The organism is Streptomyces sp. PH9007, assembly GCF_059813725.1.
In genome coordinates this window covers 3,665,877-3,681,558 of the sequence record NZ_CM187440.1, presented here as the reverse complement: position 1 = coordinate 3,681,558, position 15,682 = coordinate 3,665,877, and the positions used below count along the sequence as shown (strand labels likewise).

The window sequence follows — 15,682 nt, the reverse complement described above, 5'->3', positions numbered from 1 at the left end:
CAGCACCTTAGGCGCGGCCCGCCGCGAACGCAAACGCTTTTGTGCGCGCGGTCCCGTCGTCTCGGGGTGGACCCTAAGGGGGCACGGGCCGGACCTTCAGACCACAGACCGATGCCGCGCCGGGGGGTGCGGAGGCACGGTGGAGACATGAGTACCGCGAACGTTCACGGAGCCTCCGCCACCGGGCTCCTCCCGCATCCCCGGCACCGGCTGGGGAACGTGCTGCGCGCCGCCCGGGTCTGGGCGGGCACGGCACTGGAGGTGGTGCTGCTGGGGCGGGCCGACCCCTCCCCCGGCCCCTGGAGCAGGGGATAGCCCACGGCGGGCGCCGCTGTCAGACGCCGTCCGCGTCCGGCTCGGAGGGCTGCCGCTCGGCGCCATCCGGCCCGGGGACATCCGGCTCGGGGGAATCCCGCAGCTCACTCGCGTCCATGATCCGGTAGGCGTAGCCCTGCTCGGCGAGGAAGCGCTGCCGGTGGGCGGCGAAGTCCTGGTCGATGGTGTCCCGGGCGACCACCGAGTAGAAGCGGGCCTCGTGCCCGTCCGCCTTGGGGCGCAGCACCCGGCCCAGCCGCTGTGCCTCCTCCTGGCGCGACCCGAAGGTCCCGGACACCTGGATGGCGACCGTGGCCTCCGGCAGGTCGATGGAGAAGTTCGCGACCTTGGAGACCACCAGCACGCTCAGCTCGCCCTCCCGGAACGCCTGGAAGAGCTTCTCGCGCTGCGCGTTGCTGGTCTCCCCCTTGATCACCGGGGCGCCGAGCGACTCGCCCAGCTCGTCCAGCTGGTCGATGTACTGGCCGATGACGAGGGTCTGCTGCCCCGCGTGCTTGCGCACCAGGGCCTCGGTGACGCGGCGCTTGGAGTCGGTGGTGGCGCAGAAACGGTACTTCTCCTCGGCCTCCGCCATCGCGTACGCCAGCCGCTCCGATTCGGTCAGATCGACCCGTACCTCCACGCAGTCCGCCGGTGCGATGTACCCCTGCGCCTCGATCTCCTTCCACGGCGCGTCGAAGCGCTTCGGGCCGATCAGCGAGAACACGTCCGACTCGCGCCCGTCCTCGCGCACCAGCGTCGCCGTCAGCCCCAGCCGCCGCCGCGCCTGGAGGTCGGCGGTGAACTTGAAGACCGGCGCCGGCAGCAGATGCACCTCGTCGTAGACGACCAGGCCCCAGTCCCGGGAGTCGAACAGCTCCAGATGCGGGTACACGCCCTTCCGCTTCACCGTCAGCACCTGATACGTGGCGATGGTGACCGGCCGGATCTCCTTGCGGGTGCCGCTGTACTCGCCGATCTCCTCCTCGGTCAGGCTGGTACGGCGCATCAGCTCGGCCTTCCACTGCCGCGCGGAGACGGTGTTCGTCACCAGGATCAGCGTGGTGGACTTGGCGGTCGCCATCGCGCCCGCCCCCACCAGCGTCTTCCCGGCGCCACAGGGCAGCACGACCACCCCGGAACCGCCGTGCCAGAACCCGTCCACCGCCTGCCGCTGGTACGGGCGCAGGCTCCAGCCGTCCTCCGCCAGCTCGATGGGGTGCGCCTCACCGTCCACGTACCCGGCCAGGTCCTCGGCCGGCCAGCCCAGCTTGAGCAGCGCCTGCTTGATCTGGCCCCGCTCGGAGGGGTGCACCGCCACCTGATCGGCGTCGATCCGCTCCCCGACCAGCGGCTTGATGCGCTTGGACCGGAGGATCTCCTCCAGCACCGGCCGGTCGGTGCTCTGCAGCACCAGACCGTGCGCCGGGTGCTTGACGAGGCTGAGCCGCCCGTAGCGCGCCATGGTCTCGGCCACGTCGACCAGCAGCGACTGCGGCACCGGGTACCGCGAGTGGGTGACGAGGGCGTCGACGACCTGCTCGGCGTCGTGCCCGGCGGCCCGCGCGTTCCACAGCCCCAGCGGGGTCACCCGGTAGGTGTGGATGTGCTCCGGGGCCCGCTCCAGCTCGGCGAAGGGCGCGATGGCCCGCCGGCACTCCTCGGCCCGCTCGTGATCCACTTCGAGCAGGAGCGTCTTGTCGCTTTGCACAATGAGCGGCCCTGACACGCGCCGTACCTCCGTCTCCCCCGGGAATCTCCCCTAGGCCAAGCTTCCAGTGTGCCGCAAGAGCGTACGAAGCCGACGGCTTCCCGAAAGCCTGACATCGGCCCGTCGCCGCGCGAGGAGCGGACCACGACGAATCGGGCGACAAGCATGCTCCGACGTCCCCACTCCAAAGAGTGAGATGCACTAGCCATTGTCATTTCGGTGGCAGTATCGTCTTCTCTCGACGACAACGCCCATCAAAACGACAATGATGCGTACCCAGGGAGATGCCCGTGCTGTTGCGCTTCCAGGTGACCAACCACGCGTCACTGCGTGACGAACAAGAGCTGTCGTTGATCGCGGGCGACCGGCACGCCGAGCGGGCGGAGTACGAGGTACCGGGTTCGGATCTCCGGACCGTTCCTGTCGCCGCCATCTACGGGCCCAACGCGTCCGGCAAATCGAACGCGCTGGACGCCCTGACCTGGATGCGGCACGCCGTACTCTCCTCCTTCCGTCACTGGGACCCCGCGGGCGGCGTCCCGCGGCGGCCGTTCGTTCTGCGCCGCGACCACACGTCCTTCCCGAGCACTTTCGAGCTGGATTTCATCGTCGGCAAAGCACGGTACGCCTTCGGTTTCACCGTCGACGACGAGCGCATCCAGGAAGAATGGCTCTACAGCTTTCCGGAGGGAAGGCGCAGGAAGCTCTACTCAAGAACCGGCCGGGACACCGAGCCCATGAGCTTCGGACGGTCGCTGACCGGACGCAGAAAGACCATTTCGCAACTGCTCCGACCCAACAGTCTCTATCTCTCGGTTGCGGCGGCACAGGGGCACGATCTTCTGGGCAGCCTCCACAAATGGTTTCGTGACGGGCTGCGCTCGGCCTCGGACGAGGATTTCGCGGATCGGCTCGACTACACGATAGATCTGTACCGGAGCAACGGTGGAGAATCCGGGCGGATGCTGCGCGCTCCTTTGATGACCTTGCTCCAGTTCGCGGACCTCGGAGTGGAGGATCTGCGCATCCGCGAACAGGACGAGGGGATCAAGGAGGAACACGGACGGGTCGCCGCCGCCCTGCGGGAGGCGCTCGGCAAGCGGGTCCAGGTCGGCGGCGTCCCACGGCATCGGGTGCAGGTTCAGCACCGCACCTCGGAAGGGGTCTTCGGCCTGGAGATCGGCGAGGAGTCGAGCGGGACGCGCACCTGGATCGGGATGCTCGGGCCCGTCATGGCCGCGCTCGCCGGAGGCAGCGTGCTGTGTGTCGATGAGCTCGATGCCCGGCTGCACCCCTACCTGGCGGACGCGCTGGTCGGGCTCTTTCAAAGCCGTGAGACCAACCGGAACGGTGCTCAGCTCGTATTCAGCACACATGAGACCTCTCTGCTCGGACAGAACGCACGGACCGAGCTCTACCGGGACCAGGTCTGGTTCACCGAGAAGGACTCGACGACGAGCGCGACCCGGCTCTTCCCCGTCACTGATTTCTATGTGCGGGACTCCGAAAGCGCCAGAGACAATCTGGAGAAGCGCTACCTGTCCGGACGCTACGGAGCGCTCCCGTTCCTGGACGACGAACTGCTGGGACGTTTGACAGAGAATATTCTGCGGGGAGGGGAACGTGGGGCGGGGAGCGCCACTGGCACGACGACCCGGTAAACGTCCGGAACTGCGACGGATCCTCATCTACTGCGAGGGAGAGCGCACCGAGGACCAGTATTTCCGCGGGCTTCGCGCAGATCTGCAGGGTGTCCCTGTCCGGATCGAACTGGGCCCCGCACATGGTGTGCCCACCGAACTCGTCCGGGCGGCCGTCAAACACAAGCGCCGGGCCCCCACCAGCCGGACGGACCGGTGTGAGCCCTATGACGAGGTCTGGTGCGTCATGGATGTGGAAGCGCCCGTCAGACACCCCGGCCTGGACGAGGCATTGCGCACGGCGGCCCGCAACGGCATACGGGTCAGCTTGTCGAACCCGTGTTTTGAGCTGTGGCTCCTGCTCCACTTCCAGCAGGTCACCGGCTACCGGACCTCTGCCGAGGCACAGAAGTTACTGGGGAAGCAGCAGAGCTGCGGCTATCGGAGCGACCGAAAGCATCTGGACTATTCAGCCCTGCGCCCCCTGCACAGTGAGGCGTGTGCCCGGGCCCGGAAACTCCGCGGCATGTCGGATCAAGAACACGGAGCCAATCCCTGGACCGATGTCGACCTGCTGGTCGAAGGGCTGATCACACAGCGCGACCTGGCCCGCTGAACCCTTCCTCGGCGCCTCACGGGCCGGTGCGGCTACCGCAGCGCCGCGTGAATCAGGACGTGATCCGGGGGCGCGGCCGGCGTTCCGGCCTCCGCCCTCCACAGGCCGTTCTGCAGGATGCGGGCCAGGGTCCAGGCGCGGGCCCGGGGGCGCTCCTGGGAGGTGATCTCCGTCATCAGGTCGAAACGGCGGCGGACGGCGCGCAGCGGGTCGGGGGCGGCCTCGATCTCCGCGAAGCGGTTGACCAGGGCGGGGAAGAGTTCGAAGCCCGGGTCGCCGATCAGCGGCTTGGGGTCGATCGCCAGCCAGGGCTCGCGCTCCCCCGCCAGCACGTTCGCGTAGTGCAGGTCCCAGTGCAGCAGCGCCCCGCCCGGCTCCGGCAGCACCTCGCGCAGGGCGGCGGCGCAGTCAGAGTACAGCGCGCGGTGGCCGGGGTCGGGGAACGCCGCGATCGCCGCCGGGGCGCGCTCCAGCATCCGGGCGCCGATGTCGGCCAGGGTGCGCAGCCCGGGCGGCGGCGGGGCGGTGACCAGGCGGGCCAGCAGCTGGGACAGGGTCTCCAGGGCGGCGGGGAGGTCCGGCACGTCGGCCAGGGAGCGCGGGGCGAGCCGTTCCAGCAGCAGGGAGCCGCTCGCCGCGTCGTACGCCAGCAGCCGGACGGCGCCGTTCCCCTCCCAGGCGCCCAGGGCGAGGGACTCGCCCGCCGTCTCCTCGTCCACCATCTGGAGCTTCAACGCCGCCGGCGTGCCGTCGGCGGCGCGGACCACCGGCAGCACCAGCGCGCACACGCCGTGCGCCGGCGGCCCGTCCGGGCGCAGGTCCCAGCGCTCCAGCAGGCCGGCGGCCAGGCGGGGCAGGGCGGCGATCCACTCCTGGCCCCGCTCGCCGTGGAACTGCCGGTAGGAGTCCGTCAGGGGCCGCGGTACGTCGATCGGCGTGCGCATGCCGTCACCCTAGGGCGGGGACGCCCTCAGCAGTCGGGGATCACGTTGCCGCTGTTGTCCCGGGCCTCGTCGTTGCCCCAGCGGGAGAGGTAGTAGGCCGGTACGTACGCGCCGCGCCCGTTGCCGCCCGGGTGGGTCCGGTCGAGGTCGGTGCGCAGCCACCAGTGGTTGTGGCCGTACACGCCGTCGTAGCGGGCGCCCCACACCTTGCAGTACACGTAGTGGGTGCCCTGGAGCAGCACGCCCTGCGGGGAGGCGGTGTTCGGCGCCGCGTAGCCCTGGGTCTGTGCGAACGTGTCGACCCAGAAGCGGCCCCCGCCCCCGCCGCCGCAGCCGTTGTCGCTGGTCAGGTACCGCTGGTGGTACGAGCCGGGGTACGGCAGGGCCGTTCCGTTGATGCGGATGTCCTGGCCGACGCCGTTCAGCAGCTGCTCGTAGTGGATGTGGGCGCCGGAGGAGTTGCCGGTGGAACCGGTGGTGCCGATCTGCTGGCCCTGGGCGACGGCGGCGCCGTGGGGCACGGAGTACGCGGCGAGGTGGAAGTAGTACGTGCGCCAGCCCCCGCCGTGGTCGATGACGATGTAGTTGCCGGCGCCGCCGGCCTGGCTGTGCCGGGTGGCGGTGCCGGCAGCGGAGGCGAGGACCGGCGCGCCCGCGGTGGCCCCGCCGTCGGTGCGCACGAAGTCCAGGGCGCGCCGTACCTCGGCGGAGTGGTGGCTGTACGTCCAGGTCTGGCCGCAGCCGAAGGGTGCCTTGAAGGTGGGGGCGACGGTCGTGGCCGGGTCGGCGCCGGCCGTGCCGGGCAGCAGCATCGAGGCGATGAGCGCCGCGAGCGCGATCAGGGCGATGCGGAGGGAACGCACGGGTGGTCCTCCCGAGGTCGGTCCGTGGGTGCGGGGTTCGGACCGGATGTCCCCGGTGGCCGCACGCCGTACGCGCCGCCCGCTGGCAGCAAGCGGACAGGCGCCGGAGGGTTACGGGCGGCAGGACTGTCGGTGGGGCGGGCCGTCAGGGCAGTACGGGGGGCTCGCCCGTGGTCCACACCGCCTCGATGGACATCCGCCGGAACCGCCAGCCCTGCGGCTCGCTGTGGACCAGCTCGGCCCGGCACCGGCCGCCGACGGTGAAGACGCCGCGCGCCGGGTCGTGGTGCATGTGTGTCATGAGGGCGTTCCAGGCGGCGGTGGCCCGTCCCGTCGCCGGGTCGGTGTCGGTGAGGATGTCGGTGCTCAGGTGGTGGGTGCGCGCGAACCGCCGCAGCGCCTCCTCGGTCTGCCGCGTCACCGCCCGGTGCCCGCGCGTGCGGCCGACCGGGAAGAGGGCCTCGACGTCGTCGGTGTGGAAGGGCCGGGCCCACTCCCCCGCGTCGTCGAAGTCGCGTTCGTCCAGGGCCCGGAAGTAGCGGCTGATGAGGGTGGCGATGGCGGTGGTGTCGTCGGCCGTCCGGCCGCTCTGCGTGGTCATGGCACCAGCCTCGTACCTCAAGGTCACTTGAGGTCAACCCCGCCGCACGGCCGGGCCGGCTACCCCTCGGGGAGTTCCGCCGTACCGGTGATGCGGTGCAGCGGATAGGTGCGGACCTCCTCCGCCGTGTGGTCGAACGCCGTCACGAAGCCACCCTCCACCCGCACCGGGGCGAGGATCCGCTGCCCCGCGATGCCGTCCGCGCCGACGTAGCCGATCCGTACCAGCGCGCCGGTGAGCGCCGCCGCCTGCAGGACGGCCAGGGTGTCGGCGGGAGAGGTACGCGGCAGCGCGCCGACCGGGGCCGGTACCGCCGTCCGCCCGCCGGCCGGGGCGCCGGACGCCGTCGCCTTCGCGCTCCCGCCGCTGTCGTCGCCCGCCCGGATGGCGCGGACGGCCGCCGTCAGCAGCCGGTCGTCGGCGGCCGGCGGGCCGTCCGGCACGGGTTCGGGCGCGGTGCGCGGCGGGGTGCGGTGGCTGGTCGCCGCCACGGTCAGCACGGCGCCCTCCGCGGACTCGGCGGCGGGCGCGAAGCCCAGTTCGCGCAGGCGGGCCAGCAGGATCTCGGGCGGCGCGCCGGAGATCAGCACGGTGGGGGCGATGCGGCGCAGCCGCAGCGTCTCGGTGCGGCGGTCGGCGAGTACCTGGGTGAGCAGCGCCTCGTCCTCGCAGCGCAGATACCCGGCCGCCACCCCGACGCGCAGCCGGCCGTGCCGCCGGGCCACGTCGTCGATGAGGTAGCTGAGGGGCTGCGGCACGGGGGTGCGGGAGTGCGCGGCGAGGAAGTCGTGGAGCGCGGCGGGCGACCAGCCGGAGTCCAGGGCGCGGCGTACGGAGTCGGGGGTGAACCGGTAGACGGTGGCCCCGCCCTTGGACTCGATGTCGGCGGCCAGCGCCATGGTCGCGGCGGGCTCGCGCAGCAGCGGGCCCGGGGCGACGGCGGTCAGGTCGGCCTGGAGGAGGAAGTGGTCGAGCGGTTCGGGCAGCAGCGGGCCGAGCAGCCGGGCCGCCTCCAAGACGGTGGGCTCGGCGGCCCTGCCGAGCCATCCGCCGGTGGACGGGGCCGGCGGGGCGAACGCCTCCGCCCGGCCGGGCACCGGGACGCCGGCGGCGTCCACCCCGGCGCCGGGACCGGCCGCGGACGCGGAGCGCGGGGACCCGCCGGGGGCCGGCACGCCGCCGGGGGCGGCACCGGCGTGCCGGGGCCTCGTTCCGGTTCCGGCGGCCCGGCCGGACGGTCCGGCCTGCGCTCCCCCGCCCACCGCGTCGTCGACGTCAGCGGTGTCCGAGGTCCCCAAGGTCTCCGAGGTGGCGCCCGCGTCCGCCTCCGGTGTACTCCCGGCCTGTGTCCCGGCCTGTGTCCCGGCCGGTGCACTCGCCGCCGGCGTTCCGTCCGGCGTTCCGGCCGGTGCGCTCGCCGCCGGCGTCCCCGCCGGCCAGAGCAGGGCGCGGCCGAAGGAGGTCAGGGCGCCTCTGCCGGTGACGCCCAGCAGTTCGGCCTCCGCCAGTGCCGCCTCGCACAGCGCGTCGCGGGCCTCGGCCGGCATCCGGCGCGGCAGCTCCCAGCCGATGTGGTCGCGGATCGCCGACGGTTCGGGGGCGGTGCCCGGCTCCACGGCGGCCAGCAGTTCGACCACCCGGCGGCGCAGCTCCGCCGCCGGGCCGCGGTCCAGGCCGGGGCCGAGCGCGGACAGCGGGCGGCCCTTGCCGTCCCGGCCGCCGATCAGGCCGGGGACGCGGGTGCCGGCCAGCCAGACCGCCGCCAGCCGCGCCCAGCGCAGCTGCCCCGGCTCGCTCGACCACACGTCGTACGAGGGCGTCGGCGCGTACCGCTCGTCCGCCTCGCCGTCCCCGGCCACCAGACCGGCCCCGTAGGCCAGTTCGGCCCAGAACGCGGCCTGCGGCTCCGGGATGTCCAGCGCCACCGCCGTGCGCTTCAGGTCCCGTACGCCGACCCCGCCGGTGCGCAGCACGGCGGGCGGGTCGGCGGCCCAGCCGCCCAGCAGTTCGTCGATCAGCGCCACCGCGCCCTGGGCCGCGCCCGCGCCCGCCGCGTCCACCGTGTCCGGCGTGTACTGTCCACGCACCGTCACCTGGGGCGGCCGGGGACGCAGTTCGCGGTGGGCCCGGCCGCCGCGCAGCCGCAGCGCCACCTCGCGCGGCAGGACGACGGTGCCCGGCTGGTGCGGCAGCAGCAGCCCGCGGTCCAGCAGCCAGCGCAGTTGCGGCCCGGGCCGGGCCGAGACCTCGCCGTACGGCGGGCCCCACGCCAGCCGGTCCAGCGCCGTCAGCGCGCCGTCCGGCGCCTCTTCCAGCAGCCGGGTGAACCGCTGCTCGTCCCCGAACAGCTCGGTGAGCGCGTTGACGGCGCTCACCGCGTCGCCGGTGCCCGGCAGCCCCACCCCGGTCAGCAGTTCCTGCACCCGGCGCGGCGAGATCCCCGCGCACGCCTCGGCCACGGTCGGCCCCAGCCCCGTGGTGCCCGGCCGGGCGGCGGTCGGGGCCAGCACCTCCTGCGCGGTGCGCACCAGCCGCGGCTCCCGCTCCGCGCCCCACAGCAGGGCGCGCCCGCGCAGCGCCGCCAGCGCGCGCGGCAGCTCCCGCTCCCCGCCCGGCAGCAGCCCGGCGAGCGTGTCGTACGGGCAGGGCTGCGGGGCGATCGCGAGGGCCTCGGCGACCTGGAGGGTGAAGACGTCCAGCCGGTCCAGGGCGCGGATCACCGAGGCCCGGGTGCCCGCCCTCGTGGCCAGCTGCGAGATGTCCCCGGGCAGCGGGGAGAGCAGATCGGCGCGGGCCCGCAACAGCCCGCTCAGCTGCTCGTCGCTGCGCGCCCGCAGTTCCTCGGCCAGGGTGCGCGGACCGCGCGAACGCTGCTCAGTGGTCATCCAGCCCACGGTACCGGTCCCACCCCTCCACGGACAGGAAACAACCACCAATCACCTCATAGCCCACCGGGATACCTGTACCCCTGTGCATGCAAGTGGACTCGGGGAGTAATGGGACGGCAAACTCAGGCCAGCGCCAGCGATCAACAGGACCGGAGAACCACCATGCCGCCGAGGGAGCGTCCTACCGCCCGGCAAGCCCGCCTGGGAGCAGAACTGCGCAAGCTGCGCGAACGCGCCGGCCGCACCGCGCGCGAGACCGCCGCCATGCTCGGGACCGACCAGGGCAAGATCAGCCACATCGAGTCGGGCCGGATCGGCGTCAGCGAGCAGCGCATCCGCAGACTCGCCGACTACTACGGCTGTGCCGACACGCCGTTGCTCGACGCCCTGTCGGCGATCGCCGGGGAGCACCGCGGGCAGCACTGGTGGGACGAGTACCGCGGCGTGCTGCCGCCCCGCTTCCTCGACCTCGCGGAGCTGGAGTTCCACAGCACCCGGATGCGCATCCTGCACACCGTCAACGTCCCGGGCCTGCTCCAGACCGAGGAGTACATCCGCGCCGTCAACGGCAGCAACACGGCCGACGACGTGGAGCCGTACGTCGAGTACCGGCTGCGCCGCCAGTCCGTCCTGGACCGGTCCGCCCCGCCGCCGTTCGACGTCGTGCTGCACGAAGCGGCGCTGCGCATGCGGTTCGGCGGCCGGCGGGTGGTGCGCACCCAGCTGGAGCATCTGATGAAGGCGTCCGAACTCCCGCACATCACCCTGCGGGTGATCCCGTTCACCAATGAACGCTTCTACGAGGCGACCCAGCCGCTGCTGTACGCGCACGGGGTGGTCCCGCAGCTGGACACCGTCCAGATGGACACCCCGATCGGCGGAATCCTGCTCACCGCGGACGACCAGCTGGAGGGGTACCGCGAGTTCTTCGACGGCGTCCACGACTTCACCCTCAGCCCGGGCGAGTCGCGTTCGCTGATCCACCACATCGCGCGGGAGCTATGACCACACGCTGGCAGAAGTCCTCGTTCTCGTCGGGGAACGGCGGCGAGAACTGCGTCGAGCTCGCCCGCGTCCCCGGCGGGCGGGTCCTGCTGCGTGAGAGCACCCGGCCCGGGACCGTCCTGGACGGTTCCCGGGCCCGTGGCGCGGCGTTACTCGCCGCCGTGAAGCAGGAACGATTCGCCCCGCTCCCGCTCCCGCGGCCGTTCCCCCACCGGCCGCCTCCGCTCAGCCGAACCGGCCGCTGATGTAGTCCTCGGTCCGGGTGCTGCCCGGATTGTTGAAGATCTTCTCCGTGGTGTCGTACTCCACCAGCGCGCCCGTGCGCATCCCCTGCTCGTCGTCGATGTCAACGCTGAAGAACGCCGTCATCTCCGACACCCGTGCCGCCTGCTGCATGTTGTGCGTGACGATCACGATGCTGTACGAGCTCTCCAGCTCCCGGATCAGGTCCTCGATCTTGAGTGTGGCGATCGGGTCCAGCGCCGAGCACGGCTCGTCCATCAGCAGCACGTCCGGCTGCACGGCGATCGCCCGCGCGATGCACAGCCGCTGCTGCTGGCCGCCCGACAGCGCCGTTCCCGGGTCGCCGAGCTTGTCCTTCACCTCGTCCCACAGCGCCACCGAACGCAGCGACTCCTCGACCAGCTGGTCCAGATCGCCCTTGAAGCCGTTCAGCCGCGGCCCGAACGCCACGTTCTCGTAGATGGACTTGGGGAACGGGTTCGGCCGCTGGAACACCATGCCGATCCGGCGCCGCACCTCCGCCGCGTCCACCTCGGGCCCGTAGATGTCCTCACCGTTGTAGATGATCTTCCCGCTGACGGTGGCGTCCATCAGGTCGTTCATCCGGTTCAGGCAGCGCAGCACCGTGGACTTGCCGCAGCCCGAGGGGCCGATCAGCGCGGTGACCTTGTTGCGCGGTATCTCCAGGCTGATGTCCTTGACGGCCGTGAAGGCCCCGTAGGAGACCCCGAGCCCCTGTATGTCGAACACCGACATGACTGCTCCCTTCCCCCTTCTGTCTCGCGTCACTTGAGCTTGTTGGCCTTCGAACCCAGCCAGCGGGCCAGCACCACCAGCAGCAGGACCAGCAGGAACAGCGACAGCGCGCCGCCCCACGCCCGCTCGATGCCGGCCTCGAACTGCTGCCGCGCGCCCCGGTAGATCTGCAGCGGCACCGCGCCCTGCGCGCCCTCGAAGTAGCTGCTCACCAGGTACTGGGAGCCGAGGATGGTCATGATCAGCGGCGCGGTCTCACCGGCGCCGCGGGCCACCGCCAGCATCGAGCCGGTGGCAAGACCCGGTGCTGCGGCCGGCAGCACGGTGGTGAGGACCGTACGGGACTTGCTGGCGCCCAGCGCGTACGAGGCGTTGCGCCACTCGTCCGGGACGAGCTTGAGCATCTCCTCCGAGGAACGCGCCACGATCGGCAGCATGATGATCGCGATGGCGACCGAACCGGCGAAGGCGTTGAAGCCCTGGCCGAGCCCGCCGGTGGAGGAGACCAGGAAGCCGTAGACGAACAGACCGACGAAGATCGAGGGGATGCCGGTCATCACGTCGGTGAAGAACCGGATCAGGTCGGACAGCCGCCGCCCGGCGCGCGTCTCGCGGCCGTACTCGACGACGTAGATCGCGGTGGCCAGACCCAGCGGGACGGACATGAGGATCGCGCCGCCCATGACGTACGCGGTGCCCACGAAGCCGGCCCGGTAGCCGCCCTCCTGGCGGTAGCTGGGCTCGTCGGTGGTGAAGAAGTCCCAGTGGATGGCGCCGATGCCGCGCCGGGTCACCTCGATGATGATGAGGATCAGCGGCACGACGGCGATCGCCATGGCGGCCGTGAGCACCCCGATGGCGATACGGTTCTTCACGCCCCGGGCGTTCGCGTTGCCCTGCTTCACCAGCAGGCTGCGGTGGCCGGTGGACGTGGTCTTCGCGGTGGTGGTGTCGGTGGTGCTCATACGGCGGCGTCCCCCGAGACTCGGCCGATCCGCCACACCAGCAGTCGGGCCCCGATGTTGATGATCATGGTGAACAGGAACAGCACCACGCCGATCGCCATGAGCGCCTTGGTGGTCTCCGGCGTCGCCTCCCCGAACCGGGCGGCGATGTGCGCGGCCATCGAGTCACCGGCGGACAGCAGCGAGCCGTCCCAGTTCTTGGTGGAGCCGATCAGCATCATCACGGCCACCGTCTCGCCGACCGCGCGGCCCAGGCCGAGCATGCTGGCGGCCACGATCCCGGAGAAGCTGGAGGGCAGCACCACCTTGCGCATCACCTCGAAGCGGGTGGCCCCGAGCGCGTAGGCGGCGTGCTGCTGGTCGACCGGGTTCACGGCGATGACCTCGCGGACGATCGCGGTGATGATCGGCAGGATCATGATGGCCAGCACGATGCCGGCGGCCAGATAGCTGGAGCCGAACACCGGCCCCTCGAAGGGCTTCCAGCCGGCGATGTTCAACCAGCCGAGCGTGGACTCCAGCCACTCCAGGAACGGGCGGAGCACATTCGGCAGCAGCCAGAAGAACCCCCACATGCCGAAGATGATGCTGGGCACGGCGGCCAGCATCTCCACGGAGTACGACAGCGGGTTGCGCAGCCGCTTGGGGGCCAGCTGGTTGATGTAGAAGGCGACGCACAGGGCCAGCGGCAGGGCGATCACGATGGCGATCAGCGCGGTGACCATGGTGCCGTAGATGAACGGCCAGGCCCCGTACGTACCGGTGAAGTCGCTGTCGGTGCGGCTGGATCCGGCCAGCCACTGGTCACCGGTCAGAAAGTCGAAGAAGCCGGTGTACTGGAAGATGGGCCAGGCGTCATTGGTCGTTCTGATGACCATCCCGGCGAGGATGACGAAGACGCTGGCGCCGGCGAGGGTCACGAACCAGCGGAACGCCGGGTCGGCTATCCGCTTTCGTTGACGGGACAGTGTGGCCGACATCGTTGCTGCTGCTCCTGTCTGCTGCCACGGGGCACAAGGGGGACATGGACGGATACCGGGCGGGGGTACGCGCGCGGGTACGGGGAAGGCCCGGGGCGGATGGTTACCGCCCCGGGCGGCGGGGGGACTGGGGGGACGGACGACCCGGGGTCAGCGGGCTCAGCCCTGGCTGTTGATCAGGTCGATCTGCGCCTGCACCCGCTCCTTGAGGTCGGCACCCAGCGGGGCGTAGCCCAGCTCCAGGGCGAGCGCGTCCGCGTCCTCGGTCAGCGTCCAGGACCAGAAGTCCTTGATGATGTCGGCCGTGGCGTCTTCGTAGCCGCAGGTGTAGGCCAGGATGAAGTTGGTACCGGCGATCGGGTAACCCTCGCCGCCCACACCGTTGATGGTGAACTGGAAGGTGTCCGGGATCTCGGCCTCCTCGGAGGCGGCCGTGGTGGCCTCCAGGGTCGGCGCGATGGCCTCACCGTCGGCGTTGATCACCTTGGCGGTGGGCAGGCCCAGCTCCAGCGCGTAGGACTGGTTCACGTAGCCGATGCCGCCGGGGTTCTGCGAGATCTGCTGCGAGACACCCTCGTTGCCCTCGCCGCCGATGGTGTCACCGGACCACTCGATCTCCTTGCCCTCGCCGTAGGTGTCCGCCCAGGCGGGGACCTCGGTGTTGAGGTAGTGGGAGAAGACGAAGGTGGTGCCGGAGGAGTCGGACCGGTGGACCGGCAGGATGTCCTGGTCCGGGAGGTCGAAGTCCGGGTTCAGGTCGGCGATCGCCGGGTCGTTGAAGTTGGTGATCTCGCGGTCGTAGATCGAGGCGATCACCTCGGGGCTGAGCACCAGACCGTCGAGCGCCGGGTCGTTGAAGGCGATGGCGACCGAGCCGAAGACCACCGGGAACTGCACGGCCGGGCAGCCGCGGGCTGCCTCGGCATCGGCCAGCGCCTCATCGCTCAGGTACTCCTCGGAGGAGCCGAAGTCGATGGACTGCCCGATGAACTGCTCGACACCGGTACCCGAGCCGACACTCTGGTAGTTGACGGTGACGCCGGACTTGTCGCCCTGGTAGGCGGCTATCCAGTCCTGGAAGACGGTGGCGGGGAACGACGCGCCGGCGCCGGTCACCGTGCCGGACAGCGAGGACCCACCCCCGGTGCCCTTGTCGTCCCCACCCTTGTCGCCGCCGTTGTCGTCGCTGCCGCCGCACGCGGTCAGGGCCAGGGCGGACACCGCGACGATCGCGGCGGTCTTGGCGCGCCAGTTGCGCATGCCATTGCTCCTTTGACTTTGAATGTCTCGGGGAGAACGTAGGAGCGTGTGGCGAAGGCGTGCGGTCCGGAAGGTGAACAGAAAGATAGGTTCGGCGGAACCGGCAGTTTCACAAACAGAGCCGAAATCGTTAAGAAAGGCGTCACCTGGGCGAGCGGTGCCCACCCGTTACGCGAACTGCCCCGGCGGCACCAGGCGGTAGCCGACGCCGCGCACCGTCTGGATTATCTCCGGGTGGTGCGGATCGTCGCCGAGCCGCTCCCGCAGCCGCCGAATGTGAACAGTGATCGTATTCGACCTGCTGGCTCCGTCGCCCCACAGTTCGGCGCGGATACGGTCCCGGGTGATGACCTTCTCGGCGTGCAGCATGAGCAGGTGCAGCAGCTGGAACTCGCGCAGCGGCAGCCGCGCGGTGACCACCCCGTGCACGCGCACCTCGTACGTCCCCGGGTCCAGCGTGAGCGGCCCGCACACCAGCGGCTGGTCCCAGCCGCCGCGGTGGCCGCGGTCGGACAGGCTCAGCAACTGGGCGACCTCGCGCGGCCGGTAGGGGCGCGCCACGCAGGCGCTGGCCCCGGCCGCCAGGGCGGGTCCGACCTGGTCGGTGTCCTCGGGGCTGACCCCGAGCACCACCGGGATGGACAGCCGGCGGCGCACCATCCTGGTGACGGTGGCGCCGTCGATCAGCGGCAGCCCGGCGGAGACCAGCAGCACGTCGGGGCGGCGCAGGCCGGCCTCCAGCAGTGCCGCCGCGCCGTCGGCGCAGTGCACGACGGAGACCTGGTACTTCGCCAGCTGGGCGGTGAGACCCTGCCTGATGCGCTCGTCGGAATCCGCGAGCAGCACCAGCGGATTGATACCGAGCGCAATGCCAGGGGCGGAATCATCCTCTTCC

The 15,682-nt window shown here is 71.3% G+C and carries 15 protein-coding genes; 5 read left to right on the top strand and 10 right to left on the bottom strand.

Features of this window, described 5'->3' with window-relative positions:
- The first annotated feature begins 147 nt into the window (after positions 1-147).
- On the top strand, positions 148-315 hold the full coding sequence (locus ACTFAP_RS16890) for a hypothetical protein (protein WP_400010432.1): 168 nt from the start codon (positions 148-150) through the stop codon (positions 313-315).
- Between the two features lie 19 nt (positions 316-334).
- Here ACTFAP_RS16890 and ACTFAP_RS16885 read toward each other — a convergent pair whose 3' ends face one another.
- A complete protein-coding gene (locus ACTFAP_RS16885) occupies positions 335-2,044 on the bottom strand; it encodes a DNA repair helicase XPB (protein WP_500466740.1) in 1,710 nt (569 codons plus the stop codon).
- Between the two features lie 266 nt (positions 2,045-2,310).
- On the opposite strand from ACTFAP_RS16885, the gene ACTFAP_RS16880 reads away from it, so the two are divergent.
- Together ACTFAP_RS16880 and ACTFAP_RS16875 are read left to right on the top strand one after the other, a co-directional pair.
- Complete coding sequence (locus tag ACTFAP_RS16880) at positions 2,311-3,687, top strand: AAA family ATPase (RefSeq protein WP_500466739.1); 1,377 nt, start codon at positions 2,311-2,313, stop codon at positions 3,685-3,687.
- Positions 3,650-4,282, top strand: a complete 633-nt coding sequence (locus ACTFAP_RS16875) for an RloB domain-containing protein (protein WP_495681339.1) — start codon at positions 3,650-3,652, stop codon at positions 4,280-4,282. Before ACTFAP_RS16880 ends, ACTFAP_RS16875 begins: the two co-directional genes overlap by 38 nt.
- Before the next feature lie 32 nt (positions 4,283-4,314).
- Here ACTFAP_RS16875 and ACTFAP_RS16870 read toward each other — a convergent pair whose 3' ends face one another.
- From ACTFAP_RS16870 to ACTFAP_RS16855, 4 genes are all read right to left on the bottom strand, one after another.
- Positions 4,315-5,226: an aminoglycoside phosphotransferase family protein gene (locus tag ACTFAP_RS16870; RefSeq protein ID WP_500466738.1), complete on the bottom strand. Its 912-nt coding sequence runs from the start codon at positions 5,224-5,226 to the stop codon at positions 4,315-4,317.
- A 26-nt stretch (positions 5,227-5,252) separates the two neighbouring features.
- A complete protein-coding gene (locus ACTFAP_RS16865) occupies positions 5,253-6,089 on the bottom strand; it encodes a M23 family metallopeptidase (protein ID WP_500466737.1) in 837 nt (278 codons plus the stop codon).
- 145 nt (positions 6,090-6,234) lie between these two features.
- Positions 6,235-6,690 carry a nuclear transport factor 2 family protein gene (locus tag ACTFAP_RS16860; protein ID WP_500466736.1) on the bottom strand — a complete coding sequence of 152 codons (456 nt, stop codon included), beginning with the start codon at positions 6,688-6,690 and terminating at the stop codon, positions 6,235-6,237.
- A 59-nt stretch (positions 6,691-6,749) separates the two neighbouring features.
- Entirely contained in the window at positions 6,750-9,575 is a 2,826-nt protein-coding gene (locus tag ACTFAP_RS16855; protein WP_500466735.1) for a helicase-associated domain-containing protein, read from the bottom strand.
- A gap of 165 nt (positions 9,576-9,740) precedes the next feature.
- Between ACTFAP_RS16855 and ACTFAP_RS16850 the strand changes: the two genes are divergently transcribed.
- Both ACTFAP_RS16850 and ACTFAP_RS16845 read left to right on the top strand, forming a co-directional pair.
- Positions 9,741-10,583, top strand: a complete 843-nt coding sequence (locus ACTFAP_RS16850) for a Scr1 family TA system antitoxin-like transcriptional regulator (RefSeq protein WP_495681334.1) — start codon at positions 9,741-9,743, stop codon at positions 10,581-10,583.
- Entirely contained in the window at positions 10,580-10,828 is a 249-nt protein-coding gene (locus tag ACTFAP_RS16845) for a DUF397 domain-containing protein (RefSeq protein ID WP_390125289.1), read from the top strand. The genes ACTFAP_RS16850 and ACTFAP_RS16845 overlap by 4 nt, the downstream gene beginning before the upstream one ends.
- Here ACTFAP_RS16845 and pstB read toward each other — a convergent pair.
- The 5 genes from pstB to ACTFAP_RS16820 all read right to left on the bottom strand — a co-directional run bounded on the left by pstB (position 10,809) and on the right by ACTFAP_RS16820 (position 15,633).
- On the bottom strand, positions 10,809-11,582 hold the full coding sequence (gene pstB, locus ACTFAP_RS16840; protein ID WP_200365417.1) for a phosphate ABC transporter ATP-binding protein PstB: 774 nt from the start codon (positions 11,580-11,582) through the stop codon (positions 10,809-10,811). The two genes, ACTFAP_RS16845 and pstB, sit on opposite strands and share 20 nt — an antisense overlap.
- A 29-nt stretch (positions 11,583-11,611) precedes the next feature.
- Complete coding sequence (gene pstA, locus ACTFAP_RS16835; RefSeq protein ID WP_495681332.1) at positions 11,612-12,547, bottom strand: phosphate ABC transporter permease PstA; 936 nt, start codon at positions 12,545-12,547, stop codon at positions 11,612-11,614.
- On the bottom strand, positions 12,544-13,527 hold the full coding sequence (gene pstC / locus ACTFAP_RS16830; RefSeq protein WP_386538993.1) for a phosphate ABC transporter permease subunit PstC: 984 nt from the start codon (positions 13,525-13,527) through the stop codon (positions 12,544-12,546). The genes pstA and pstC overlap by 4 nt, the downstream gene beginning before the upstream one ends.
- Before the next feature lie 159 nt (positions 13,528-13,686).
- Positions 13,687-14,787 (bottom strand): phosphate ABC transporter substrate-binding protein PstS, encoded by a 1,101-nt coding sequence (gene pstS, locus ACTFAP_RS16825; RefSeq protein ID WP_495681331.1) that lies wholly within the window; start codon positions 14,785-14,787, stop codon positions 13,687-13,689.
- Between the two features lie 168 nt (positions 14,788-14,955).
- The gene (locus ACTFAP_RS16820) at positions 14,956-15,633 is read right to left on the bottom strand and encodes a response regulator transcription factor (RefSeq protein WP_030729504.1); all 678 of its coding nucleotides are present in this window, start codon (positions 15,631-15,633) and stop codon (positions 14,956-14,958) included.
- Between the last annotated feature and the right edge of the window lie 49 nt (positions 15,634-15,682).